The organism is Collinsella sp. An268, from assembly GCF_002159765.1.
In the GTDB taxonomy this organism is placed as follows: Bacteria; Actinomycetota; Coriobacteriia; order Coriobacteriales; family Coriobacteriaceae; genus Coprousia.
Window position 1 is genome coordinate 115,471 of the sequence record NZ_NFJH01000002.1, and the last position, 22,633, is coordinate 138,103.

At 62.1% G+C, this 22,633-nt stretch carries 20 protein-coding genes; 15 read left to right on the forward strand and 5 right to left on the reverse strand.

Annotation, left to right across the window (positions count from 1 at the left end; translation table 11 throughout):
* Positions 1–16 precede the first annotated feature (16 nt).
* The 11 genes from B5F70_RS02435 to B5F70_RS02480 all read left to right on the forward strand — a co-directional run bounded on the left by B5F70_RS02435 (position 17) and on the right by B5F70_RS02480 (position 11,875).
* Positions 17–1,270 (forward strand): O-antigen ligase family protein, encoded by a 1,254-nt coding sequence (locus B5F70_RS02435; RefSeq protein WP_087203974.1) that lies wholly within the window; start codon positions 17–19, stop codon positions 1,268–1,270.
* Positions 1,267–2,526, forward strand: coding sequence for a glycosyltransferase family 4 protein (locus B5F70_RS02440; protein ID WP_087203975.1), 1,260 nt, complete (start codon positions 1,267–1,269; stop codon positions 2,524–2,526). Before B5F70_RS02435 ends, B5F70_RS02440 begins: the two co-directional genes overlap by 4 nt.
* A gap of 32 nt (positions 2,527–2,558) precedes the next feature.
* The gene (locus B5F70_RS02445) at positions 2,559–4,043 is read left to right on the forward strand and encodes an oligosaccharide flippase family protein (protein ID WP_158094908.1); all 1,485 of its coding nucleotides are present in this window, start codon (positions 2,559–2,561) and stop codon (positions 4,041–4,043) included.
* 308 nt (positions 4,044–4,351) lie between these two features.
* Complete coding sequence (locus B5F70_RS10465; protein ID WP_143753906.1) at positions 4,352–4,843, forward strand: SGNH/GDSL hydrolase family protein; 492 nt, start codon at positions 4,352–4,354, stop codon at positions 4,841–4,843.
* Positions 4,844–5,301: 458 nt separating this feature from the next.
* Complete coding sequence (locus B5F70_RS02450; RefSeq protein ID WP_087203977.1) at positions 5,302–6,471, forward strand: UDP-N-acetyl glucosamine 2-epimerase; 1,170 nt, start codon at positions 5,302–5,304, stop codon at positions 6,469–6,471.
* A gap of 255 nt (positions 6,472–6,726) precedes the next feature.
* Positions 6,727–7,026 carry a type II toxin-antitoxin system RelB/DinJ family antitoxin gene (locus B5F70_RS02455; protein WP_087203978.1) on the forward strand — a complete coding sequence of 100 codons (300 nt, stop codon included), beginning with the start codon at positions 6,727–6,729 and terminating at the stop codon, positions 7,024–7,026.
* Between the two features lie 8 nt (positions 7,027–7,034).
* On the forward strand, positions 7,035–7,406 hold the full coding sequence (locus B5F70_RS02460) for a type II toxin-antitoxin system YafQ family toxin (protein ID WP_087203979.1): 372 nt from the start codon (positions 7,035–7,037) through the stop codon (positions 7,404–7,406).
* Between the two features lie 8 nt (positions 7,407–7,414).
* Positions 7,415–7,807, forward strand: coding sequence for an RloB domain-containing protein (locus B5F70_RS02465; RefSeq protein ID WP_158094909.1), 393 nt, complete (start codon positions 7,415–7,417; stop codon positions 7,805–7,807).
* 113 nt (positions 7,808–7,920) lie between these two features.
* Positions 7,921–9,468: a C69 family dipeptidase gene (locus B5F70_RS02470; RefSeq protein WP_087203981.1), complete on the forward strand. Its 1,548-nt coding sequence runs from the start codon at positions 7,921–7,923 to the stop codon at positions 9,466–9,468.
* A 141-nt stretch (positions 9,469–9,609) separates the two neighbouring features.
* Entirely contained in the window at positions 9,610–10,077 is a 468-nt protein-coding gene (locus tag B5F70_RS02475; RefSeq protein WP_087203982.1) for a hypothetical protein, read from the forward strand.
* Positions 10,078–10,084: 7 nt separating this feature from the next.
* Positions 10,085–11,875 carry an AarF/UbiB family protein gene (locus B5F70_RS02480; protein WP_087203983.1) on the forward strand — a complete coding sequence of 597 codons (1,791 nt, stop codon included), beginning with the start codon at positions 10,085–10,087 and terminating at the stop codon, positions 11,873–11,875.
* 9 nt (positions 11,876–11,884) lie between these two features.
* Here the strand turns inward: B5F70_RS02480 and B5F70_RS02485 are convergent, their stop codons facing one another.
* The 3 genes from B5F70_RS02485 to B5F70_RS02495 all read right to left on the reverse strand — a co-directional run bounded on the left by B5F70_RS02485 (position 11,885) and on the right by B5F70_RS02495 (position 15,623).
* On the reverse strand, positions 11,885–12,520 hold the full coding sequence (locus tag B5F70_RS02485) for a histidine phosphatase family protein (RefSeq protein WP_087203984.1): 636 nt from the start codon (positions 12,518–12,520) through the stop codon (positions 11,885–11,887).
* Between the two features lie 2 nt (positions 12,521–12,522).
* The gene (locus tag B5F70_RS02490; protein WP_087203985.1) at positions 12,523–13,062 is read right to left on the reverse strand and encodes a GNAT family N-acetyltransferase; all 540 of its coding nucleotides are present in this window, start codon (positions 13,060–13,062) and stop codon (positions 12,523–12,525) included.
* Positions 13,063–13,559: 497 nt separating this feature from the next.
* A complete protein-coding gene (locus B5F70_RS02495) occupies positions 13,560–15,623 on the reverse strand; it encodes a class I tRNA ligase family protein (protein WP_087203986.1) in 2,064 nt (687 codons plus the stop codon).
* Between the two features lie 145 nt (positions 15,624–15,768).
* On the opposite strand from B5F70_RS02495, the gene B5F70_RS02500 reads away from it, so the two are divergent.
* From B5F70_RS02500 to queA, 3 genes are all read left to right on the forward strand, one after another.
* Positions 15,769–16,413 carry a DUF3267 domain-containing protein gene (locus B5F70_RS02500; RefSeq protein ID WP_143753907.1) on the forward strand — a complete coding sequence of 215 codons (645 nt, stop codon included), beginning with the start codon at positions 15,769–15,771 and terminating at the stop codon, positions 16,411–16,413.
* Entirely contained in the window at positions 16,410–17,000 is a 591-nt protein-coding gene (locus B5F70_RS02505) for an epoxyqueuosine reductase QueH (RefSeq protein ID WP_087203988.1), read from the forward strand. Before B5F70_RS02500 ends, B5F70_RS02505 begins: the two co-directional genes overlap by 4 nt.
* A 152-nt stretch (positions 17,001–17,152) precedes the next feature.
* A complete protein-coding gene (gene queA, locus B5F70_RS02510) occupies positions 17,153–18,373 on the forward strand; it encodes a tRNA preQ1(34) S-adenosylmethionine ribosyltransferase-isomerase QueA (protein ID WP_087203989.1) in 1,221 nt (406 codons plus the stop codon).
* A gap of 522 nt (positions 18,374–18,895) precedes the next feature.
* Here the strand turns inward: queA and B5F70_RS02515 are convergent.
* Complete coding sequence (locus B5F70_RS02515) at positions 18,896–20,383, reverse strand: hypothetical protein (protein WP_087203990.1); 1,488 nt, start codon at positions 20,381–20,383, stop codon at positions 18,896–18,898.
* A gap of 232 nt (positions 20,384–20,615) precedes the next feature.
* Between B5F70_RS02515 and B5F70_RS02520 the strand changes: the two genes are divergently transcribed.
* Positions 20,616–21,752, forward strand: coding sequence for an aldo/keto reductase (locus B5F70_RS02520; RefSeq protein WP_087203991.1), 1,137 nt, complete (start codon positions 20,616–20,618; stop codon positions 21,750–21,752).
* Between the two features lie 141 nt (positions 21,753–21,893).
* On the opposite strand, the gene B5F70_RS02525 is transcribed toward B5F70_RS02520, so the two are convergent.
* Entirely contained in the window at positions 21,894–22,571 is a 678-nt protein-coding gene (locus tag B5F70_RS02525) for a helix-turn-helix transcriptional regulator (RefSeq protein ID WP_158094911.1), read from the reverse strand.
* Positions 22,572–22,633 lie beyond the last annotated feature (62 nt).

The window sequence follows — 22,633 nt, forward strand, 5'->3', positions numbered from 1 at the left end:
GTGGAAAGATGCGAATATGAATAGTGAGCATTCGAATCGTGATGGGCAAGCAGCAAGTTTTTACTCGCGCATTGGTGGTCTTCTGGCTGCTGCTGCAATTGTGGTTACGGTAGCGTCACAGTTTGCTGGTCGAGATTTACTCGTGATTTATGGCCCGCTTTGGATTTCTATTGCCGCGTTAAACTTCCACAGTCGAGGCTCGTGTACCGTTTTGAGCCCTTTTTCTTTGTTTTTTCTTCTGTCTTATGCCTCATTAGCTTCTGTTTGCTCTGTCATGTTTTTCGTGACAGGAGAAGCTGGCTACATCACTAATCTCTTTATATGTATTACTAAAGTCTTTCTGATGTATCTTGTTGGCATGGCGCTCTCGTCATCTATGGTGAACGAAAAGCATCTTTGTCACCTTGCGTATATTTACATAGCTGCTAGTGTTGCGTATGCACTTTGGGTTCATTTGAACTATATACCGGGCTTGAGCTCTTGGTTATCTAATGAGGTTTATCTATTTGGACAGAAGAACAGCTTTGGTCAAATAATATCTGTTGCGATAATCTTGTGCGCTGTAATTCCGAAGGCGACGGCTAAAGGACGTTTTCTGGCAGCTTCATCAGCTATCTACATGTTTGCTATACTTGTCGCCGCTCAGTGCAGAAGCTCAATGATTGCTTGTGCTATTGCACTTATTGCTTGGCTCCTAATTGATAGGAAATACAAGCTGCTTTTCGCAGCGTTATCTCTTTGCGTTGCTGGATTAGTTTTTAGCCCGCGAATCCAGTCGGTTGTGGCTCATGCATTTCTTTTGGATAAATATGCTGGCGCGGGATTGAGCGCTATTTCCAGCGGAAGAACAGGTTACTGGGCTGACGCTTTGAAATCTATTTCCATGCATCCTTTTTTTGGGGTGGGGGACTACTATGTCGATAACTTTTATTTAAATACCTTCGCGAATCTTGGCGTAATGGTGGGCGGTCTCGTCGTCATGCTGATATTAGTCCGATTTCTAATCAACTTCTCATCTTTGGTAAAAAAACGACATGGCCAACGTGGCGCTACGACCCATGCGGCGAACGCAGAATATATTGAATGCATTTTAGGATGTGTGCTTTCAGTATTCTATCTTGTTGTGTCCTTGTTTGAGGCGCTTCCTCCCATTGGTCCAGGTGTTTGTAGCTTTGTGTTCTGGATTGCATGTGGCTATTTAGATGAAAAAACCGCCGCGCCTCTTGGTTCAACTCATCATTCTAAAACGGGGGAGATCTTCAGTCGATGAAAGTCTTGGTCGCTCATTCGGGATGGCAGCATTCTGCCCATCTTGCTAGTGCCTTAGAAAAGGCTGGGATGCTGGACTCATACATCACGACAGTGTACGATACTCCCAAGTCTGCCTTAGTGAATTATCTTAAAAAGGTGCCATCCTCTTCATTTAGGCAAGGCATAGCAACAAGACACTTAGATGATCTTGATCAGAATAAGATTACCTGTTTATGCACATTGTCTGGTCTTCTTAGCATCGTGTTGAGTAGACTGGGCTGGCGCCGCCTTTACGAACTTAACGAATTGCAACTAAATTACCGCTTTGGGAAAAAGGTCGCGAAGCTTGCTGCTCGAAAGCATGCCGATGCCATAATAATGTATGAAGGCAAGGCAGCGGGAGCTTTCAAATGGCTGAAAGGCCATGTCCCCGGCACATTACGTATCATTGATTCTGCTTCCGCTTGCTCTATCTTTGTTGGAAGGAAAATGGCGGACGAGTATAAGTCCGTTAATTCTGAAGAGCCGTTTTTTGCCCCATTACTTCTTGAGGGCAGGGATGCAGATTATGTAACCAAAGAAATTGATCTTGCCGATAGATATCTGGTGGCGTCTAGCTATGTCAAGCGTAGCTTCGTGGAAAGCGGTCTTGCTCCGGAAAAGGTGATGGTTTGCGCTAATGGTGGCAATTTCCCCATTAAAGGCGAACCAAAATCTAAGCCAGAGGCTAGACCTCTTCGTTTTGTCTACTGTGGCAGGTGTACACCACAAAAAGGCGTGCACCATCTTCTGGAAGCGTTCAAAGGGCGCCAAGAATCTCTGAGACTTGTTGGAGTTTACGACCGTTGCGATTCATACTTAGAGCGCTGGGCTAAGGAGCCCAACATCGAGTTTACGGGCAAGATTACCCATCATCAGGTGATCAATCAGCTTGACTGGGCTGATGTGTTTATTTTCCCCTCATTATCCGATGGCTTTTCGTTTGCCTGTGCGGAAGCCCTTTGCAGAGGGCTTCCTCTTGTTTGCACGGATTGCACGGGGATCAGTGATTTCATCAGCGAGGGGGTCAACGGTTTCGTTATTCCGGCAGGCAGATCTTCTGCGCTGGCAGATGCTGTCAATTGGTTTTCCGAAAATCCTGAGCGTATTCCAGTCATGAGCGCCGCTGCGCTCGAAACAGCCGGGAAGCTTACGTGGGAGCGCTATGACAAAGAAATTAGCGATTTATTCTACGGCATTCTTGTCACAAAAGAGAAGGGGGGTGCGTTGACATAGACGCATCTAGCCAGCGTAAGCTGGGAGTGGTTTTGGGGTATGTTAACACAGTCGTGCAAACGCTTGTGTCATTCATATACACCCCGTTGTTATTGTCTGGAATCGGGCAGTCTCAATATGGTCTTTATCAAATAATCGGCTCGCTTACCGCCTACATCAATATCCTTGAGTCGATGCTTACAACATCAGTTTTGCGGTTTTACTGTCAAGCCAAGGCTGATCATAACGAAGAGAAAATGGAGAATGTTCTGGCGATAGCGCGATTCGTATACCGCGTCGCCTCTGGCTTAGTCGCCGTTCTTTCCGTTGTGTTTGCCTTCTTTTTCACGGGCGCTTACTCTAAGAGCATGTCCACGGATGAACTTCGTGAGGGCATTGTGATGCTTTTTGTGGTCTGTACGAACATAGTCCTGAACATGTCTTTCTTTACGTACTCTACCGTAGTCCTTGCACATGAGAGATTTGTATTCATCAAGGTGCTTGAGTTAGTTGGCCTTGTGCTGCAGCCGCTTGTCGTCCTTGCTCTCATTCGAGTCTTTCCGCAAGCGCTGGTCATAAGCCTTGTGCAGCTTGCTGTGTCTTTTATTAGCTGTGTTCTTAAGCGTTTTTATGCGGTTCGTGAGCTTGGCTGCAAAATTGTTGCTCACGATATCAGCTTGAAGACGGTTATGCCAATCGTTGGTTTTTCTGGCATCATGCTCGTCTCAATGGTGGCAGACATTGTTTTTGCGAAAACGGGTCAGATGATTGTCGGCTACGTTATTGGCACTGCTGCTGTTGCCGTTTACTCTGTTGGATATCAAGTTTACCAGGCTTATGGCGTTCTTGGCAGGATGGTCTCAAGCGTTTTCGTTCCGCGTGTGACGGAGATTACTAAAAACCCCAATTCTTCGAGAGAGTTGTCGATTCTCTGGAACAAAACTGGCAGGCTATCAATGTTAATCATTGCCGGGATACTTGCGGGTTTTGCTCTATACGGTCAAGAATTTATCAGTATATGGGTGGGGGATGGCTACGACCAGGCCTTTATAGTGGCTCTACTGATGATGATTGCGTTTGTTCCCGATATCGTTCAGGCTCTTGGGCTTACTATTCTTCAGGTCATCAATCGCTATAACTTCCGCGCCTCAGTTTATGTGGTATGCGCCTTAGCGAATGTTACACTCTCCTTCCCACTTGTTTCTAAACTTGGCGTGCCGGGTGGTGCGCTCGCCGGCCTTATTGTTTTGCTTGCCGGGAGCGGTCTCGTGATGAACGTGTATTACGGTCGCGTAATTGGTCTTGATGTATTCGGATTTTGGCGCGCTGTTCTTGGCTCGCTAAGGGGGGTGCCCATAGCAGTGTTGGTTGGCATGGCGATCGCTCGCGTACAGCTACCGTCTGCTGCGTTGTCGCTTGTGATTCATTGTTTTGTTTTTGCGGTCGCATACGTATTGGTAACCTACTTCGTCTCAATGAACTCATACGAAAAAGAGCTTGTCGGAGGGCTGCTCTCGAGGCATGGGAGGATGCGTTAATTGGCAGCGGACTCGATAGGTGTATTTGCTTGGCGACTCTATCACCCAAGGACTGGGGAGCAAGAAAGTTAGCTTTGTTGATGAGCTTGCTCGCTTATTGGGGGATGGCTTTGAAGTAATTAATCTTGCATACACCGGTACGACAATAGCTTATGGCATGAAGCTGCTAAATGAAGGGAAAATAGCTGCGGAGGATGGGCGGTCGGTGTGCGTTATCCTTTACGGAAACGTTGACGCGCAGATACGGCCAAGCCGTTCTGGAATGGTGTTTCCGCGCATTCCGAAGCATTATCAGGGGGGGTATGTTGATGCCGAGACCTTTCTACTCCCTCTCTTTGGGTAGGCACATAATCCAGCTTGTCGACAATGCGGCAAGGCATTTCTTTTCTTCATTGATTCGAGCAATAGATGGTACTGAACAGTGGGTTTCTCCCGAGGCTTTCGACAGATGCTACGCAGATCTTTTGGATAAACTGGTCATGCAGGATATGGCAATCGTTTGTTGCTCATGCGTTTATATTGACGAACGGCTGTTTCCTGGAACGCCCGAACAGTACAAATTATTTAGCAGGCTTATTCGAACGAATACGCAGCGTCGCAACGTCTGCTATCTAGATTTGTATGCGCTTCTAAAGAGATCGGTAAGCCAAGAAGGTTGGGACAAGGTCTACAACAAGGATCATTTCCATCCGAATGGTGGAGGCTACAAATTAATTGCCAAGGAAATAGCAAATGCAATAATGAATGAATCGCCGAAAAGCTGCATGCCGACCAAGAAGTTGCATCAATCTAGGGGATAAACGATTTGATCTGAATGCATAATTGCGCTTTGATGATTGCATGGCTTTGATTATTTGTCTTTAACGGAAGGAATACACCTTGAGAAGCGCCTCCACCATATTCGTTATCGCAATAGAACGGCGAGGTGATTCTGTTCTCATTCGTTGTCGCAAGCCGGTCGGAGGCTTCGTTTTACTTCGGCGCTTAGGGATGAAGAGGGTACGGTCTTTAACAGGTGCATTGCGTTTGGACCCACTATCGCACGATGATGTGTACGTGCGTCACTTCCTGCGGATCGCGGCATCATCTTAAATTGATGGGGCGATTTAAATAACGGATTACCTCATCATCATATTCGAAGAAAAGGCATGACACGGAGACCCCTTCTCGCTGGAGCTGTGCTTGCGCAGAACTGTGCTAATGACGTGCCGTGTCGTTCTGGCCTGCGAACCTGATACGAGAAAGGCTGGTTAAATAAATGAAGGAAATCGAATTCAAGAACGACGGGCGCCTGAAGCTCCTGATAATCGTGGGCACGCGCCCCGAGGTCATCCGCCTGTCCGAGGTCATCAAGAAGTGCCGCCGGCACTTCGACTGCCTGCTCGCGCACACGGGGCAGAACTACGACTACACCCTGAACGGCATCTTCTTCCGGGACCTCGAGCTCGACGACCCGGACGTCTACCTCGACTGCGCCGGCGCCGACCTCGGCGAGAGCGTCGGCAACATCATCGACCGCAGCTACAAGCTGATGGTCGCGACGAGGCCCGACGCCCTGCTCGTCCTCGGCGACACCAACTCCTGCCTCTCGGCAATCCCCGCCAAGAGGCTCCACATCCCGATCTTCCACATGGAGGCGGGCAACCGCTGCAGGGACGAGCGCCTGCCCGAGGAGACCAACCGCCGCATCGTCGACGTGATCTCCGACGTGAACCTCGCCTACTCCGAGCACGCGCGCCGCTGGCTCAAGGACACCGGCTGCGCGCCCGAACGCACCTTCGTCACGGGCAGCCCCATGGCCGAGGTCCTCTCCGCGAACCTCGCCGCCATCGACGCCTCGGACGTGCTGGAGAGGGAGGGCCTTGGGGAGCGCGGCTACTTCCTGCTCTCCGCCCACCGCGAGGAGAACATCGACGACGAGGCGAGCTTCCGGAGCCTGTTCTCCGCGGTGAACGCGCTCGCGGAGGAGTACGGGAAGCCGGTCCTCTACAGCTGCCACCCCCGCTCCCGCAAGCGCCTGGAGGAGACCGGCTTCGCGCTGCACCCCTTGGTGCGCACCCACGAGCCCATGGGCTTCCACGACTACAACAGGCTCCAGTCCGGCGCCTACTGCGTGGTCTCGGACTCCGGCACCCTCCCCGAGGAGAGCTCCTACTTCGCCTCGATCGGCCGCCCGTTCCCGGCGGTGTGCATCCGCACCTCGACCGAGCGCCCCGAGGCGATGGAGCGCGGCTGCTTCGTGCTCGCCGGCATCGACGGGAGGGGGCTCCTCAACGCGGTGCGCACCGCGGTCGCCCTCGACGCGGAGGGCAGCCTCCCCGAGGCCCCGGTGCCCGACTACGCCACGGAGTCCGTGTCCACCAAGGTCGTGAAGATCGTCCAGTCCTACACGGGCATCGTCGACCGCATGGTATGGAGGAAGTACTAGCGTCGCTCCTGCGAACATGTTAATCGGTCTTGCGAGCCGCCTCTTGGGGCGGCTCGTTTGGTATAACCACGCCGTAATCTGGCGAGCAAATACAGATAATCACGGGTGCCTGAGACGGTCAAGGACCCCTCTATGAGCCGCTCCAATCATGAATTATGATGCTGGATGCAGTTGGATAACACCAGTTAGATGTTATATGACGTCTAACTGGTGTTATAGGGTGGGATATCCCTGTAGTCGGACAAAGGAGGAACCATGGCAACCGCAACGATGAAACCGGCGACCGTTCGCTTCGACGAAGGGCTCAAGTCCCAAGCGGTCGCCATCCTCGACTCGATCGGACTCAACCTCAACACGTATCTAACCCTCTCGCTGCGTCAACTCGTCAACCAGCGCAGGGTTCCCTTCGAGCTCGCTCCCGCGCCCGAGGTGCCGAATGAGGAGACGCGCCGGGCGATGCTGCTCGCGGAGGCGAAGGAGATGGGCCTCGTCGAGGATGACGCGATCAGGTTCGATAACGCGGACGACGCAATCGCGTATCTCGAGGCGCTGTAAGGTATGCCATCAAATATGACGCGTCGTTCACGGCGGATTATCGCCGCGTTACGCGTCGGTATCCTTGTATCAAACGTGAACTCGGTGACGCGATCCGCGAGTTGTCTGAACATGGCGAGTTGCCCGATTCGTATGGGGCGCACCTGCTCGGCAATCCCGGTGGCAACTACAACGGCCATATAGATTTCCATCTCTCGGACGGCAAGGTGGACGTGGTGGTGCTCTATCTGCCACATAAGACGAATCCGGAGATTCGGTTCGTCCGGATGGGAACGCATGAGGAGCTGTTTCAGGGGAACGTACGGCAGCCTCGTTCGGGCGCCTGTTTGCTTGCAGCCTTTGGAAAGGGCTGTGCCATTGTTTTGCCGTGGTCGCCGTAAGACACGTGGTGTTTGACGCGGAGCCCCGCGAGGACGAGGGCCCTCGCGGATATTCAGAGGCGATTGCCTTGGCCGAGAAGGCGGGGATTGCCGTCGCCAACTCAAGTCCCTCATTTGAGTACTGGATTCTGCTGCACTACGCCACCGGGGTTCTGGTTGATAGTCCGAGTGACGCCGAGCGCGAGCTGGGCAGGGACGGCAGGATTCTCGGATACGAGAAGCCCTGCTTACCTTATGAGGATCTCTGGACAAGGTACCTGAAGGGGACCCCATCGGATGCGGCGAGAGCCCGGAGGGCGTCGCTCGCCGACGATGGCCTCAATGAGAGGTTGGGTAGGCCGGTGACGTATGTGGACGGGCTGGTCGATCGGTTGGCCGAGATTGCCGGCAAGATACGGTAGGGAGTCGCTCCGGACGGGCGCTTGCAGGTATCGAGGCGCTGCGGGCCACATCTACCTATGCACTGCGCTACCATAGCCGTGGCAGAAAACGACCTACAGCGGAAGGACGGCCCATGGCCTGCACCACCATTTTGATCGGCAAGGCGGCGAGCTTTGACGGCTCGACCATCATCGCGCGCAACGAGGATTCGCCCGGCGGGCAGTTCGAGCCCAAGAAGATGCACGTCGTCATGCCCGACGAGCAGCCGCGCACCTACACCGCCACGGCGTCGCACGTGGTGATCGAGCTCCCCGAGGAGCCGATGCGCTACATGTCCGTGCCCGATGCCCTGTCCGGCCACGGCATCTGGGCCGCCGCCGGCATCAATGCCGCCAACGTCGCCATGACCGCGACCGAGACCATCACCTCAAACGAGCGCGTGCTCGGCGCCGACCCGCTCGTCGAGTACCGCCCCGCCCGCGGCATCGAGGGCGAGGAGGGCTACGAGCCCGAGCAGGTGGGCGGCATCGGCGAGGAGGATATGGTCACCCTCGTTTTGCCCTATATCAGAAGTGCTCGCGAGGGCGTCGAGCGCCTGGGCGCGCTCCTCGAGCGCTTTGGCACCTACGAGATGAACGGCATCGCCTTCTCGGACGCAGACGAGATCTGGTGGCTCGAGACCGTGGGCGGCCACCATTGGATCGCCAAGCGCGTGCCGGACGACGCCTACGTGACCATGCCCAACCAGCTGGGCATCGATTCTTTTGACTTGGCGGATGCCGAGGGCCCGCGCCGCGAGCACATGGCGAGCGCCGATTTGCGCGCGTGGATGGCCACGCACCACCTCGACCTCACGCTCCGCCCCGGCAACGTGGGCTTTGCCGCCGGCGCCGAGGCGCCCTTCGGCGTGGCGGACACCTTCAACCCGCGCGACGCCTTTGGCTCGCACTCCGACAGCGACCACGTCTACAACACCCCGCGGGCCTGGTACATGCAGCGCTGCCTGAACCCGCACGACCGTTGGGACGGCCCGGGCGCCGCGCACACGCCGGAGTCCGACACCATCCCCTGGTGCCGCGTGCCGGAGCGCAAGCTCACCATCGAGGACGTCAAGTACGTGCTCTCGGCCCACTACCAGGGCACCCCGTACGACCCGTACGGCAAGCTCGGCACCGAGGCCACGCGCGGTCTCTACCGGCCCATCGGCATCAACCGCAACGGCCAGCTCGCCGTGCTGCAGATCAGGCCGGACCGCCCCGAGAGCTGCCGCGGCGTGCAGTGGATGGCCTTCGGCTCCAACGTCTTCAACGCGCTCGTGCCCTTCTACACCAACGTGGACGAGGCGCCGGCGTATCTGGAGAACACCACCGAGCGCGTGACGAGCGAGAGCTTCTACTGGGCGAACCGCCTGATCGCCGCGCTTGCCGACGCGCGCTTCCGCGAGAACTCCGCGCACATCGAGCGGTATCAGGAGAAGGTGGGCGCCCTCGGGCACCGCATGCTCAACGAGACGGACGCGGCGGTGGCCGAGCTCGAGGCCGAGGCGGCGCCCTACCTGCTGAAGGATGCCAACGAGCGCATGGCGGCCACGCTCAAGACCGAGACGGAGAAGCTCCTCGGCAGCGTGCTCTACACCACGAGTCTCGCTATGAAGAACGCCTTCGCCATGTCCGACAACTAGCGCGCCAAGGCGGTGTCCCGGGTGCGGGGCGCCGCCTTGGGGCATCTGTGGCCGCCCGGTACCAAAGACGCACCGGGTAACTAAGATGCGCCCGAGCGGGTAGAAGAGGGGCAACGATTCGTCAGCGGGAAAGGTGGACCCATGGCCCAGTCATTTGAGGATATCGTCAACAACATGGTGAACATCGGCCTCGGCGTGGCCGCCACGGCGGCCGAGAAGGGCAAGGAAGTCCTGGACGACTTTGCCGCCAAGGGCTCCGAGGTGCGCGGCGAGGCCCGGCAGAGCGACTTCGCCCGCTCGATGGCCGACGTCTTTGAACAGGCGGGCGGCGCCTTTACCGACGCGACCGCGCGCTTCAGCTCCACGGGCGCCAGCGTGGCCGAGCGCATCCTGGACGAGCTCATCCTCGCCCGCGTGCGCCCCATGACCAAGACCGAGCGCATCGACTACCTCGCCCACGTGCGCGACCTCGTCGACTCCGTGGACGAGCGCACCGTGACCGTCGAGGTTGAGGTGGACGAGCCCGCCGGCGCGGACGCCCCGGCAGACGAGGTCGCCGCCGAGCCCGCGGACGCCCCCGCCGCCGACGCGTCGGATGCGAAGGCATAGCGCCCCCATGCCGAAGGACAGCGCAGGGCAGGACCACGCAGCGGCCTTTGAGCCGCTCGTGCCCGAGGATACGGTGTATACCGAGGGTGCGCCCGCGGAGGAGGACCCGGTGCCGAGCCGCACCGCCCGCCGCCGCGAGCGCGCCGTCGACACGGTGCCCGCCGAGCCGGAGGTCATGGCCGATACGGAGAAGTACCAGCTGACCCCCATTGGCCGCCGCCGGCGCATCGCGACCATCTTCCACATCGCGCGCAAGTACGAGGTGTGGAACAACATCACGCCTGTGCGCCTGCGCTGCATGCTGGAGGAGCTCGGCCCCATGTTCGTCAAGATGGGGCAGATCCTCGCCAACCGCTCCGAGATCCTCCCGCAGCGCTTCTGCGACGAGCTCCGGCGTCTCCGCACCGAGGTCGACCCCGTGCCCTACCGCGTGGTGCTCGAGTGCCTCGAGGCGGAGTACGGCCACAAGCTCGGCGAGATCTTTGACGCCGTCGACCCCAACCCGCTCGGCAGCGCCTCGCTCGCCCAGGTGCACCGCGCCCGCCTCGTGACGGGGGAGGACGTCGCCATCAAGGTGCAGCGCCCCGGTGCCCAGCAGGTCATGGCGCAGGACATCGACATCATGCGGTCGCTGGTGCGCCACATCTCGCGCTTTGTGAAGACCGACCAGTTCATCGATCTGCACGACGTGGTGGAGGAGCTCTGGCAGTCTTTCCGCGAGGAGACGAACTTCCTTATGGAGGCGCGGAACCTCGACGAGTTCTACGCCTACCACGCGAGCACGCCCGGCGTGTCGTGTCCGCGCTCCTACCTCGCCCTCTGCACCGAGCACGTCGTGGTGATGGACTATATCGAGGGCATCTCCATCGCCGAGCCCGACGAGCTCGTGGCGGCGGGCTACGAGCTTCGCGACGTGGGCGAGCGCATCGTCGACGACTATGCGACGCAGGTGCTCGACCATGGCTTCTTCCATGCGGACCCGCATGCGGGCAACATCATCCTGCGCGACGGCGTCATCTACTTCATCGACCTCGGCATGGTGGGACGCATGTCCAGCCACGACCGGCGTCTCGTGAAGGACATCGTCTTCGCCGTGGCGGAAAACGACGTGCCCAAGCTCAAGGACTCGCTCATGCGGTTCGCCGTGACGCGCGGCAACAACTCCGAGATCGACCACACGTCGTTTCTCTCGGACCTCGACTTCATCGTGGAGGACTTCGGCAGCCTCGACCTGCGCGACCTCGATATCGGTAAGTTTCTCACGGCGCTCATCAACCTGGCGCGCAAAAACGACGTCGAGCTGCCGAGCGTGGTCACGATGTTCGCACGCGGCATGGTGACGCTCGAGGGCCTGCTCACCGAGTATCTGCCCGACGTCAACATGATCGAGATCATCACCGCACATATCAAGCGCGAGAAGAGCAGCTACGCCCGCGCCCGCGAGCTGGCGGGCGATCTGGCGCGCAGCTCCGTGCGGGCGACCAAGGGCACGCTGGAGGCCGCCGAGCACCTCGGGCTCGCGTCGCGCATGCTCACGCGCGGTCAGCTCAAGCTCAACACCGAGGTCATCGGCTCGGAGGAGGTTCTGCGGCGCGTGGGCGCCATCGTGGACCGCCTGTCGATGTCGATGGTCATCGCCGGCCTCTTCATCGGGTCGTCCGTGGTGTACTACGCGCGCATCGAACCGGTCATCTTCGGTATCCCCGTCATCGGCTTTCTAGGCTACCTTGCGGCGCTGGTGCTCGCGCTCATGCTCGGGCGCGAGATCTGGCGGAACAGCCACGGCAAGCACCGGTAGACGCGGGAACTACGCCCGGGGTTGCGCCGCGCCCTCGAGCGCGCCCGGCTCCGCCACGTTGACGATCTGGGTGTTGGCGAAGGTCCCGGTCGCCGGGTCGTAGGCAAACGTGAGGATGCAGCAGTTGGCGAGCTTCACGTCCTGCTCGCAGCGGGCGTACGCGGCCATCGTCGTCTTGAACAGCGTGATGATAGAACCGTGCGCCACCGCGAGCACGTCGCCGCCGTCGGCCTCCGCCATGAGGCGGCGCAGCGCTCCCACCATGCGGGCGCGGGCGCTCTCCTCCGAGTCGCCGCCCTCCGCCACGAGCGCGTCGCCCGGCTCCCACGGGTTCACGGGGAACTCGCTCATGGGACGCCCCTCGTAGATTCCGTAGCAGCGCTCCATGAGGCCGTCCTCGTCGGTGCGGGGGAGCGCGGCGAAGCCCGGGTTCTCCTCGATGACGATATCGAGCGTGCGGTGCGCGCGGCCGAGGGGCGACGAGGCCAGGCGCGCGGGCCGTACATCGTGCTCGCGGTACCAGGCGGCCGCCCGGCGCGCCTGCTCGACGCCGAGCTCCGTGAGCGGGGCGTCGCAGCGGCCCTGTACGAGCTTGCGCACGTTGAACTCCGTCTGTCCGTGGCGCATCAGGTAGAGCATTGCCATAGCTAGAGCACCTTCTCGTAAGCGACGCGGATGGGGTCGGGGTCATCGCGGGTGAGCAGGATGGTGCCGCACGCCGTGAAGCCCTTGCGCTCGAGCAGCCCGCGCATGGGGGTGTTGCCGGGATGGGTGTCCGCGCGCATGCTCTCGCAGCCCGCAGCGCGCGAGAGGCGCTCCGCCTCGGCAAAGAGGGCGCTCATAACGCCGCGGCGTGCGGCGGCACGGTTGACTGCCGTGCGGTGGATGGTGGCATAGCGGGCGTTAGCGCTCGTCGTCTGCGTGAACCAGGCGCCGTCGATGGCGTCGTATGTGGGGTCGCCGTCAAACGAGAGGGCGATGGTGCCGAGCGCGGCGCCGGTCTCGTCCTCCGCAAGGTAGCAGTGCCCCTGCGCGACGTCGCGCGCCACATCCTCATGGTTGGGGTAGGTGCCGTGCTGCCACTGCGAGATGCCCAGCTCGGCGATAGCGGCCTTGCCCTCGCGGAGCACGTGCTCGACGGACGGGATGTCCCCCTCGTGCGCCCGGCGGATAGCGATATCTGCCATAAAACCCCCTCATGGTTGCCTATCAACAGAAACGCCCCCGTAACGCGATGTCCACCGCGCGTCAGGGGCGAGCTGAAACACTATACCCCAAGTGGGGCCCCGCTCATTCAGCGTATCGTAAGGGTTTTATGGGCCTTCGGTGGGGGTTTCGGCGGGCCGCGCGGCAAAACCCCGGGCGATAGTAGGGCATGGCGCCCGTCGGGGGCGATTCACGCGCCCGAAATCAGGGGGTTATTAATTCTAGTGCCTGGTTTAAGGTGTATCTTGAATGTAGCCGCAAAACCGGCCGGCGCTCTGACCTGCCCTTTTGCAAACAGGAAGCGCCCCCTCTACTTCAGAAGAGGGGGCGCAACTAGGCACTAGAATGAATAACCCCCTGGCATGCCCATGGGCTGGGGGAGGAGCCTGGCACCGCGAAAGAAGGAGCCGGGCTCCCAAGCGGCAGACAATCAGCAGGTCAAGGCCCCGCAGGGCCGCTGCGGCGCCCACTCGGTCCGTTAGAACGCAAAGAAGTCGAAGCGCGGCGGAAGCTCCTTCACGCCATGGGTGCCCGGCTCCTCGCCGAGCGCGCGCACCAGCTCGTCGGTCGTATCGAAGATGTGCTCCCAGCTGAAGAACACGTCCGGATCCATGGCGAAGTGCTCGCAGATGAGCTCGCAGCCGCGCGGCACCACGGGGTGCATGAGCACGGTTGCGACGCGGAGCTCGGCGAACGCGTCCACGAGCGCCTGGTGCATGAGGGCGTCTCCGCCGGCCTGGTCCTCTTTCTGCGCCGCCTTGGCGGCCTTGCTCGCATCGCTCCAGCGCTTGTTGGCGGCGCGCAGGTACGCGTCGCACACGCCGAGGGCATGGTGAAACGCGAAGCGGTGGACGTCCTCCTCAAAGGAGCGGATGGCCTCCTCGGCGGCTGCGCGCACCTCGGGCGTCGCCTCGCCGGCGGGGATGCAGCCCGTGCGCACGCTGCTGGGGTCGCCCTCTTTGATCGCCACGCCGTAGAAGCAGGAGCGCGCGAGGCGGTTGAACACGCCCGTGAGCAGGGCGCCCTCTTTGAGGACGGGGTCGATGACGCGCTTGTCGTCGCGCGCGAGGAGCGGCGTGCCGTCCGGGTTCTTGCCGGTCTCGCGCAGGTCGTAGGCCTTCGGCGAGAAACTCACCGGCTTCTCGCCCAGGCCGAGCGAGAGGAAGTGCGCGCGCAGCTGCTCGGCATCGTAGTGCTCGAGCAGCTCAGAAGCGGGCGGCGGCGGCGTCTTGGAGCTCGAGCTCGCCTTCTTGCCCATGTAGAGCACGTGATAGTTGGCCACGAGCGTCGATTGCTGCATGTTGCAGCCGAGCGCCTCCCAGAGCGCCGTCTGCGCGATGCCGTAGAAGTAGATGTTGTCCTGCCCGATGAACTGGTAGGCGTGCGCGTCCGGCGTGCACCACCAGTCGTGCCAGTCGAGGGACGAGTAGCGCGCGTCGTCGCCGGCGCGCTCGGCCTCTGCGAGCGCGGTGCGGGTGAAGCTGATGGGCGCCCAGAGGCTCTCCGGCCACACCCAGCAGGTGAGCCCGCTGCAGCCGCAGGAATCGTCCACCGGCACGCCCCAGCTGATGTTGCCCGTGATGCGGAAGGGCACGAGCGCCTTGCCCGAGCGGAAGCGCACCCCGCCGCGCGCGAGCACGGCATGGGCCTCGTCGCGCTCGCGCCACGAGGGGAATACCACGGTAAACGAGCTCTTGTTGCCCTCGGGCTCCACCACGGTGTGGGCGGGGAGCTCGCCCTCGACGGCGTCGAACGCCTCGCGGAACTTGTTCTGGATGTAGAGGACGGGGTCGCCCAGCCACTCCTCCATCGTCTTCACCACCACGGGGCGGACGGTGTCGTCGTCCTCGAGCCCGTCGGTGTAGCGCGTGAGGTAGTCGCGGTAGGCGGGAAGGTCGAAGTAGAGGTTCTCGACGGGGCGGAGCTCGGGGGTCTCGCCCGTGAGCGCCGAGACGGGGGCGATGAGCTCCTCGGGCTCGAACTGGTGCCCGAGGTCGCACTCGTCGGCATAGGCCTTCTCGGACTTGCAACCCTGGATGGGGCAGCGGCCGACCACCTGGCGGCCGTTCAGGAACTGGCCGGCGCGCGGGTCGTAGAACTGCAGCGTCGAGCGGCGGGTGAGCACGCCCGCGTCCTTCAGGCGGTGGAGGATCTCGTCGGTCACCTGCTCGTGGACCTTGGCGGCGGGGGCGAGGGCGCTGCCGCCAAAGAAGTCGCATGCCACGTCGTAGCCGGCAAGGGTCGCCGCCTGACGGTCGTGGTTCTCCTCCACGTACTCCTCGATGGACTTGGCGTACCCCTCGTCGCAGAGCTTGCGGTAGCTCTCCATGATGGGCGAGCCGTAGCAATCCGTGCCGGAGACGAAGAGGACGTTCTTGGCGCCGATGCGGTCGCGCAGGAAGCGCGCGAAGAAATCGGCGGGAACAAAGACGCCGCCGACGTGCCCGAAGTGCAGGTTCTTGTTGCCGTAGGGCATGCCCGCCGTTACGATGGCGCGGCGTGGCCACGTGGGGCGCGTTTGAGGGGTGGAGGTCTTGGCCATGTGCGAGAAGCTCCTTGGATGCGGAGGGTGGTGATTGCCGAGGGCGGTGCGCGCGTGCGCGCCGTGCGCGACGCTTACGGACGCGGAGGTACCGCCGCCCCACATTATCGCACAGGTGCCCGTGCGTGCGGGTACACTGGTCGACATGAGAAGAATCGGTGACATACACACGTTTGAGGACCGCGCCCTGCAGCGGTGGATGACGCGCGCGTCGTTTGCGGTGCTCGGCGCGACTGCGGCTCTTTCGGTCGGCCTCATGGTCGCCCTCGGCGCCTGCGCGCCCGAGGCGCTCGACCGGCCGCTCGCCGGCGTGCTCGGCATCCGCCCTATGGACTGGTTTGGCATGTGCGGTTGGTTCGCGGCGTTTGCCGCGGTCACGTTTGCGCTGCTTGCGGTGCACGAGCTCGTGCACGCCGCGCTCTTTAAACTCTTCGCGCCGCGCGGGGTGCACATCACGTTTGGCGCCAACTGGAAGGCGGGCATGCTCTACGCGTGCGCCGAGGGCGTCGTCTACACCCGCCGCCAGTACCTCGTGATCGCGCTCGGACCGAGCGTGGCGGTGACGGCTGCGGTGCTTATCGGCGCGATTGCGGCGGGCTGTCCTGTGCTTGCGGTCGGGCTCGCCGGCGTGCACCTGTGCGGGTGTACGGGCGACTGGTATTATGTGCGGACCATCCTCAGCGACCCGGCCATCACGCACTGCGAGGACACCACGTGGGGCATGCGTCTCTTTGGGGCGGGGGAGGATCCGGGCGCCGACGACGTTGACGATAGGGAGGCCGCTGCGTGACGCGTCTTCTGCTGCATGCCTGCTGCGCGCCGTGCTCGCTCGAGCCGGTGCGCCTGCTTACCGATGAGGGCTTCGAGCCCACCATCTGCTGGACCAATCCCAACATCCAGCCCGCAGACGAGCACGACCGGCGCCTCGCCGAGCTCAGGCGCTGGTGCGCGGCTGAGGGCATCCCGCTCATCGAGGCCGCCGAGGACACCGCCCGCTGGGAGGCGACCGTGGCGCCCATCGGGGCGCTCCGGCGCGAGATGCGCTGCAGGGCCTGCTACGCGCTGCGCCTTGCCGAGGCGTGCCGGGTGGCCGTGGACGAGGGCTTCACCCATATCGCCACCACGCTCGCCGTATCGCCCTACCAGCTCTTCGATACCTGTAACGATGTGCTCGAGCGCCTGGCGCGCGCCCACGGGCTCATCCCCGTCGTCCGCGATTTTCGCCCGTGGTACCCCGAGGCCACACGCCGCTCGCGCGAGCTCGGCATGTACCGTCAGAACTACTGCGGATGCCGCTTCTCGGCAGCCGAGGCCGCGCTCGACCGCGCCCGCCTGCGCGACGAGCGCCGCGCCCAGCATCAGCGCGGCGACACCTAGGCCGGCTCCCCGCTCCCGGCTCTCGGCTCGCGCCGCTCGCCCTGCGCGGCGGGGCCGCCACCTTGCGCGACGGGGCCGCCGGGCGCGCGCTGCGGCGGCTGGCGGGGCGTGGTAAGCTGTCATGCGGAAAAACCGCGAGAAAGGCCCCATCCATGCGCACCGATGATTTTGATTACGAGCTTCCCGACGAGCTCATCGCCCAGGCTCCGGCCGAGCCGCGCGATTCGTGCCGGCTGCTGGTCCTCCACCGCGGCGAGCCCGTCCAGACGACGGGAGAGACCGTGCCGCTCGCACACGGCGGCAGCGTCGAGCACCGGCACTTCTACGACGTGATCGACTACATCGAGCCGGGCGACCTGCTCGTCATCAACCAGACGCGCGTCATGCCGGCGCGCCTCATCGGGCGCAAGCCCACGGGCGGCATGGCCGAGACGCTGCTGCTCCGTCGCCGCGAGGACGTCGATCCTTTGGGCCACGTGTGGGAGTGCCTCGTCAATCCCGGCAAGCGCCTGAAGCCGGGCGCCGTCATCGAGTACCGCGCGGGCGGGCCGCATGCGCCCGCGGACGCGCCCGTCGTGCTGACGGGCGAGGTGCTCGACTTCGTGCCCGAGAGCCGCGGCGGCCGTCTCGTGCGCTTTGCGCCGGAGGGCGCCGACGCGTCGGGCGAGCCGCGCACGCTCGACGCCGCCATCCACGCCGCGGGGCATGTGCCGCTGCCGCCCTACATCACCCAGTACGAGGGCGACCCCGAGAAGTACCAGACCGTGTACGCCATGAAGGAGGAGCACTCCGCGGCGGCGCCGACGGCAGGCCTGCACTTCACCCCCGAGCTCATGCGCCGCATCGAGGAGAAGGGCGCGCGCTTTGCCGCGGTCGAGCTCGAGGTGGGCATCGATACGTTTCGCCTGGTGGAGGAGGACGACCCCACGCAGCACGTCATGCACACCGAGCGCTACCACGTGCCGGCCGAGGTGATCGACGCCGTGCATGAGACGAAGCGCGCGGGCAAGCGCGTCATCGCGGTGGGTACGACGGCGGTGCGCTCGCTCGAGAGCGCCTTCGACCCCGAGGCGCCCGCGGCCGACCCCGCCTTGGTGGCACGCCGCTTTGAGGGGCGCGCGGACGGCGCCGACACGCGCGGGCGCGGCGACGTGGTGGTGCGCGCCGACGCCACGACGAACCTCTACCTCATGCCTGGGTCGACGTATCACGTGGTCGACGCGCTCATCACCAACTTCCATGTGCCGCGCTCCACGCTCATGATGCTCGTCTCCGCCTTCGCCACACGCGACCAGATCATGGATGCCTACGCCGAGGCCGTGCGCGAGCGCTACCGCTTCTTCTCGTTTGGCGACGCGATGCTGATCGAGTAGGCTGCCTGCGGGCTGTATGCGCGCGTCCCGCGGCATCCGTTCGACGGGGTGCGCGCCGTAACCGTTCGCGGGCCGGTATCGACCGTTCGCGGACCGGCGGCATTTGTCGGTCCGTTGTGGTATAGGACGTGTGAGCTGCGGGAACAACAGCAGTGAAAAGAAAGTTCGTCGCTTCGAGTACAAGCGGCCGACCGAGGAGGTGGTTCCGATGGGCACAGAAGAGATAGCGAAGGCCGGCGGGACCAGCGCCTGCGAGACCGAGGTCGCGTAGTTTCGAGGGTTTCCTGGTTGGTGGTCCGACGTTCGCCCCGCGTGAGATTGGGTTTCGACCGTTGACGTGGTCGCAGGGGTCACCCGCCGGTATGCATACGGTTCCGTTCCTTCGGGAGTGGTTTGGAGGAGAGTCCACCGTAATAGATAGTTGCCGGGGAGGCACCGCAAACGAGGCGGTGCCTCCCTTGGGTTGTATGCGACCCGCTGCCCCGGGCGAAAGGGCGGCGGGTCGCATGCTCGTGTGAGGCGCTACAGGGCGAAGATGAGCACGAGGGCCACGATCACCACGACGATGATGCCGGCGACCGCGGCGCCAAAGCGCAGGCGCGAGGCGCGGGTGCGCTCGCGCACGTCGCTCTCCGCTGCGGCGAGGGCGTCCACCTCCTGCTGCTGCTCGGCACGCTCGGCGCGGTCCGCCTCGAGCCGGGCGGCGATGGTCTCGGTAACCTCGGGGTGCGCGTGGATGTCCTCCGCCTCGTCGATAGTCTGCTGCGCGGCGGTAATTTCGTCGCCCGCATCCTGCTCGGCCTGCTCTTGGGCGCGCTTGGCGTTTTCCTCGGCGGAAATCTTCGCCTTGAGGTCGCGCTGGCGCCCCTGGGCCTCGTCGCGCGCGGTCTGATAGGCCTCGCGCGCCGCATCCGCCGCCTGCGAAATCTCGGCAAACGATGCCTTCGCCGTCTCGATGGGCTTCTCGTTCTCGGTCACGGCGCGCTCGGCGCGCTCCAGGGCGTCGGCGAGCTCGGCTGTCACGCGGGGCAGGTCCTCTTGGGCTCGGCGCAGGGCGTCGGCGGCGTCGGCGATGTCGAGCTCGAGCTCTTGGGCGCGCACGCTGTAGTTGGCGGAGTTAGCGGAGGGGTTGCGCTGGACCTCGGCGAATTCCGCCTTGAGGGTGTCGAGCCGCTCCTGGGCGCTCTTGACGGCCTCCTTGGCTGCGGCGGCTCCGGTCTCGTGCTCCGCCTTGGTGCGCTCGAGGTTGCGCTTGGCGTCATCGAGGCGGCGCTGCAGGCGCTGACCCTGCTCGCGGGCGCTCGTCTCGGATGCCTCCGCCGCGTCGACGGCGGCCTTCAGGCGCTTCTCGGTCTGCGCGTCGGCATCCTTCATGCGCTGCAGCTCTTCTTTGAGCGAGTCGATGGTGCGCTGGATCTCCTGCTGCTTGGCCTGGGCGGCGGTGCGGGCCTCCTCTGCGGCGGCGATGCGGTCGCGTCCCTCGGCGAGGATGTCCTCGTAGCGAGCGGCGATGTCGCGACGGTGGGCGAGCTCGGCCTCTGCGCCGGCGATGGTGCGCTCGAGGCCCTCCAGGTGCTCGCGCGCCTCGGCATGGGCGCGACGGGCGGCGCTCATCTCGCGTACGGCGCCGACGCCCTCGGAGAAGAAGGCGCCCACGGCGCTCGCGGCTCCGGCCGCCGCCTCGGCGACGCTGTGCTCCGGGTCGTGCGAAGCCTCCTGCCCGCTCGGGGCAGGCTCGGCCTGCCCGCCTGAGGTGGGCGCGGACTCCTCGGCGCGCGCCTGCGCCGCGACGAGAAACGATGGGATGGTGCCCGTATCGGTCGCGGGGGCGCCTTCGGCACCCGTCGCTTCCGCTGCGGCGGCCGCCTCGGGCGCGTCTCCCTCATCGGGTGCGCCGGCGGTTGCGCTATCCGGCACGTCGGCGTGGGGACGGTCTGCCTCGGCAGGGGCGGGGGCTGCGGCCTCGTTCTGATCTGTTTCTCTATCGAGCATGCTCTCGTTCTCGTCCATCGTATCCTCCCAAAGCGCCGATGCAGCGCCTCCTGCGATTTCGTATGTCCCCATGATACTTGCTCGCGCGGACAAAGGTTAGGTGGAATTGTGTTCCGCCCCGCCATGTCCGCGGCCCGCCCTTGCCTTGGAGCGCGCTCAAACTATTACACTCGTGCGCACGTTACGATCTTGTATGGCACTGCGTTCGGTTTCGCCGCCGAGCGGGTGCCCGACAGCAGGGGAGGCACCTTTGATCTACCGCGACTTTCAGGATCTCAAGCTCTCGGCCCTCGGCTTTGGTGCCATGCGCCTGCCCGTGGTCGACGGCGACGACAGCGCCATCGACGAGCCCCGGGCGCTCGCGATGGTCGATTACGCCATGGAGCATGGCATCAATTACTACGACACCGCGTGGGGCTACCACAACGGCAACTCCGAGCTCGTGATGGGCCGCGCGCTTGCCCGTCACCCGCGCGAGAGCTTCTACGTGGCAACCAAGTTCCCGGGCTACGACCTTGCCAACATGGACAAGGTGGCCGGGATCTTCGAGCGCCAGCTCGAGAAGACGGGGCTGGACTACTTCGATTTCTATCTGTTCCACAACGTGTGCGAGATGAACATCGACGCCTACCTCGATCCCAAGTTTGGCATCCACGACTACCTCATGAAGCAGAAGGAGGCAGGGCGCATCCGGCATCTGGGCTTCTCTGCCCACGGCTCGATCCCGGTGATGGAGCGCTTCCTCGAGGCGTATGGCAAGGACATGGAGTTCTGCCAGATCCAGCTGAACTACCTCGATTGGGAGTTCCAGGACGCGCGCGGCAAGGTGGAGCTTCTGAAGAAGTGGAACATCCCCGTGTGGGTCATGGAGCCCGTGCGCGGAGGCAAGCTTGCCAACCTCTCTGAGGCAAACGCGGCAAAGCTTACCGCGGCGCGTCCGGACGAGGAGCCGGTGGCTTGGGCGTTCCGTTTCCTGCAGGGCATCCCCGAGGTTGTGGTGACGCTTTCCGGTATGTCCAATATGGAGCAGCTGAAGGCAAACATCGCCACCTTTGAGGAGGAGCGTCCGCTGAGCGATGCCGACCGTGCGGTGCTCGCCGAGGTGGTTACCGATATGCTCGGGCAGGGGACGGTACCGTGCACGGCGTGCCACTATTGCACAAGCCATTGTCCTCAGGGTCTCGACATCCCCACGCTACTGTCCATGTACAACCAGATGAAGCTCACGGGCAAGGGCGACTTTATCTCGAGCATGCTTGTGGGGGCGCTCCCGGACGACAAGAAGCCGAGCGCCTGCATCGGTTGCGGTGCGTGCGCCGCGGTCTGCCCACAGCAGATCGACATCCCCGGCACGCTTGCCGAGTTTGCCGAGGCACTCGGGCTTTAGGTGCTAGCGGCGTTCATATTCTGGAGTCGATTAGCGTGCGGCCTTTTCGGCAGATAGCGTGTTTAGGTGCCCGTACCGCCTCTTCTTAAGCGGTGCGGGCACCGTTGCTATGAACGCATGATTGCTTTTATAACCGTGCGATTATGGCTGCTGCTTCTTTTTTTGCCGCTTTCTCAGGAACCAACCTCCGACCATGAAAACGATGGCAAAGGCCGTCAGCACCATAATCTCGTTTCGGTATGCTTCATTCAACGCGATGCCCAAAGAGCATACGAGCAAAACTCCCGCAGTGTAAGAGATGTAATCATGCTCAATAAGGAAGCGCATGGCGCGCGTGCGCCACGTATCCTCCGACAACGCGTGATCGATAAGATAGCGGTTGATCTCGGCTGTGGTTTGGAGATTATGGCGCCGTCTTATGCGCGTGTCGAGTGCTGACGCAAGCACCGTAACACCGCAGATAAACCAATAGAGCCACCAAAGGAGGTCGGATGCAAGCGGGCCAAGTTCATCGCTCCTGATGAGTATTATGCCTGCCTCGATGAAGCTGCCGCACGTATACAAGCTGTTCACAAGCAGAAAGTCACGCGCCTCATCGTCCACGCGCTGAGCGATTTCGGGGGCATCGTCGCCTATGAGGGCATCTACCGTGGTGCCAAAGGTGCCCGCGATGCGTTTTAGGCTCTCGATATCGGGAAGCGTGCGGTTGCGCTCCCAGTTCGAGATGGTTTGCCGGCTGACGTAGCAGGATTTTGCCAGGTCGTCCTGTAGAAGTCCTGCCGCTTCGCGGTGCTCGCGTATGCGTTGTCCAACGTTCATGCGCGCCTCCTCGCAATTGAGGTTCCGCATTGCCTGACCTCAGCATACCCCCCCCAGGCCGC

Excerpts from the sequence above, each read along its gene's own strand:
- B5F70_RS02435 (WP_087203974.1), top strand. The coding sequence starts at position 17 with ATGAATAGTGAGCATTCGAATCGTGATGGGCAAGCAGCAAGTTTTTAC.
- B5F70_RS02440 (WP_087203975.1), top strand. The coding sequence starts at position 1,267 with ATGAAAGTCTTGGTCGCTCATTCGGGATGGCAGCATTCTGCCCATCTT.
- B5F70_RS10465 (WP_143753906.1), top strand. The coding sequence starts at position 4,352 with ATGCCGAGACCTTTCTACTCCCTCTCTTTGGGTAGGCACATAATCCAG.
- B5F70_RS02450 (WP_087203977.1), top strand. The coding sequence starts at position 5,302 with ATGAAGGAAATCGAATTCAAGAACGACGGGCGCCTGAAGCTCCTGATA.
- B5F70_RS02455 (WP_087203978.1), top strand. The coding sequence starts at position 6,727 with ATGGCAACCGCAACGATGAAACCGGCGACCGTTCGCTTCGACGAAGGG.
- B5F70_RS02470 (WP_087203981.1), top strand. The coding sequence starts at position 7,921 with ATGGCCTGCACCACCATTTTGATCGGCAAGGCGGCGAGCTTTGACGGC.
- B5F70_RS02475 (WP_087203982.1), top strand. The coding sequence starts at position 9,610 with ATGGCCCAGTCATTTGAGGATATCGTCAACAACATGGTGAACATCGGC.
- B5F70_RS02480 (WP_087203983.1), top strand. The coding sequence starts at position 10,085 with ATGCCGAAGGACAGCGCAGGGCAGGACCACGCAGCGGCCTTTGAGCCG.
- B5F70_RS02485 (WP_087203984.1), bottom strand. The coding sequence starts at position 12,520 with ATGGCAATGCTCTACCTGATGCGCCACGGACAGACGGAGTTCAACGTG.
- B5F70_RS02490 (WP_087203985.1), bottom strand. The coding sequence starts at position 13,062 with ATGGCAGATATCGCTATCCGCCGGGCGCACGAGGGGGACATCCCGTCC.
- B5F70_RS02495 (WP_087203986.1), bottom strand. The coding sequence starts at position 15,623 with ATGGCCAAGACCTCCACCCCTCAAACGCGCCCCACGTGGCCACGCCGC.
- B5F70_RS02500 (WP_143753907.1), top strand. The coding sequence starts at position 15,769 with ATGAGAAGAATCGGTGACATACACACGTTTGAGGACCGCGCCCTGCAG.
- queA (WP_087203989.1), top strand. The coding sequence starts at position 17,153 with ATGCGCACCGATGATTTTGATTACGAGCTTCCCGACGAGCTCATCGCC.
- B5F70_RS02515 (WP_087203990.1), bottom strand. The coding sequence starts at position 20,383 with ATGGACGAGAACGAGAGCATGCTCGATAGAGAAACAGATCAGAACGAG.
- B5F70_RS02525 (WP_158094911.1), bottom strand. The coding sequence starts at position 22,571 with ATGAACGTTGGACAACGCATACGCGAGCACCGCGAAGCGGCAGGACTT.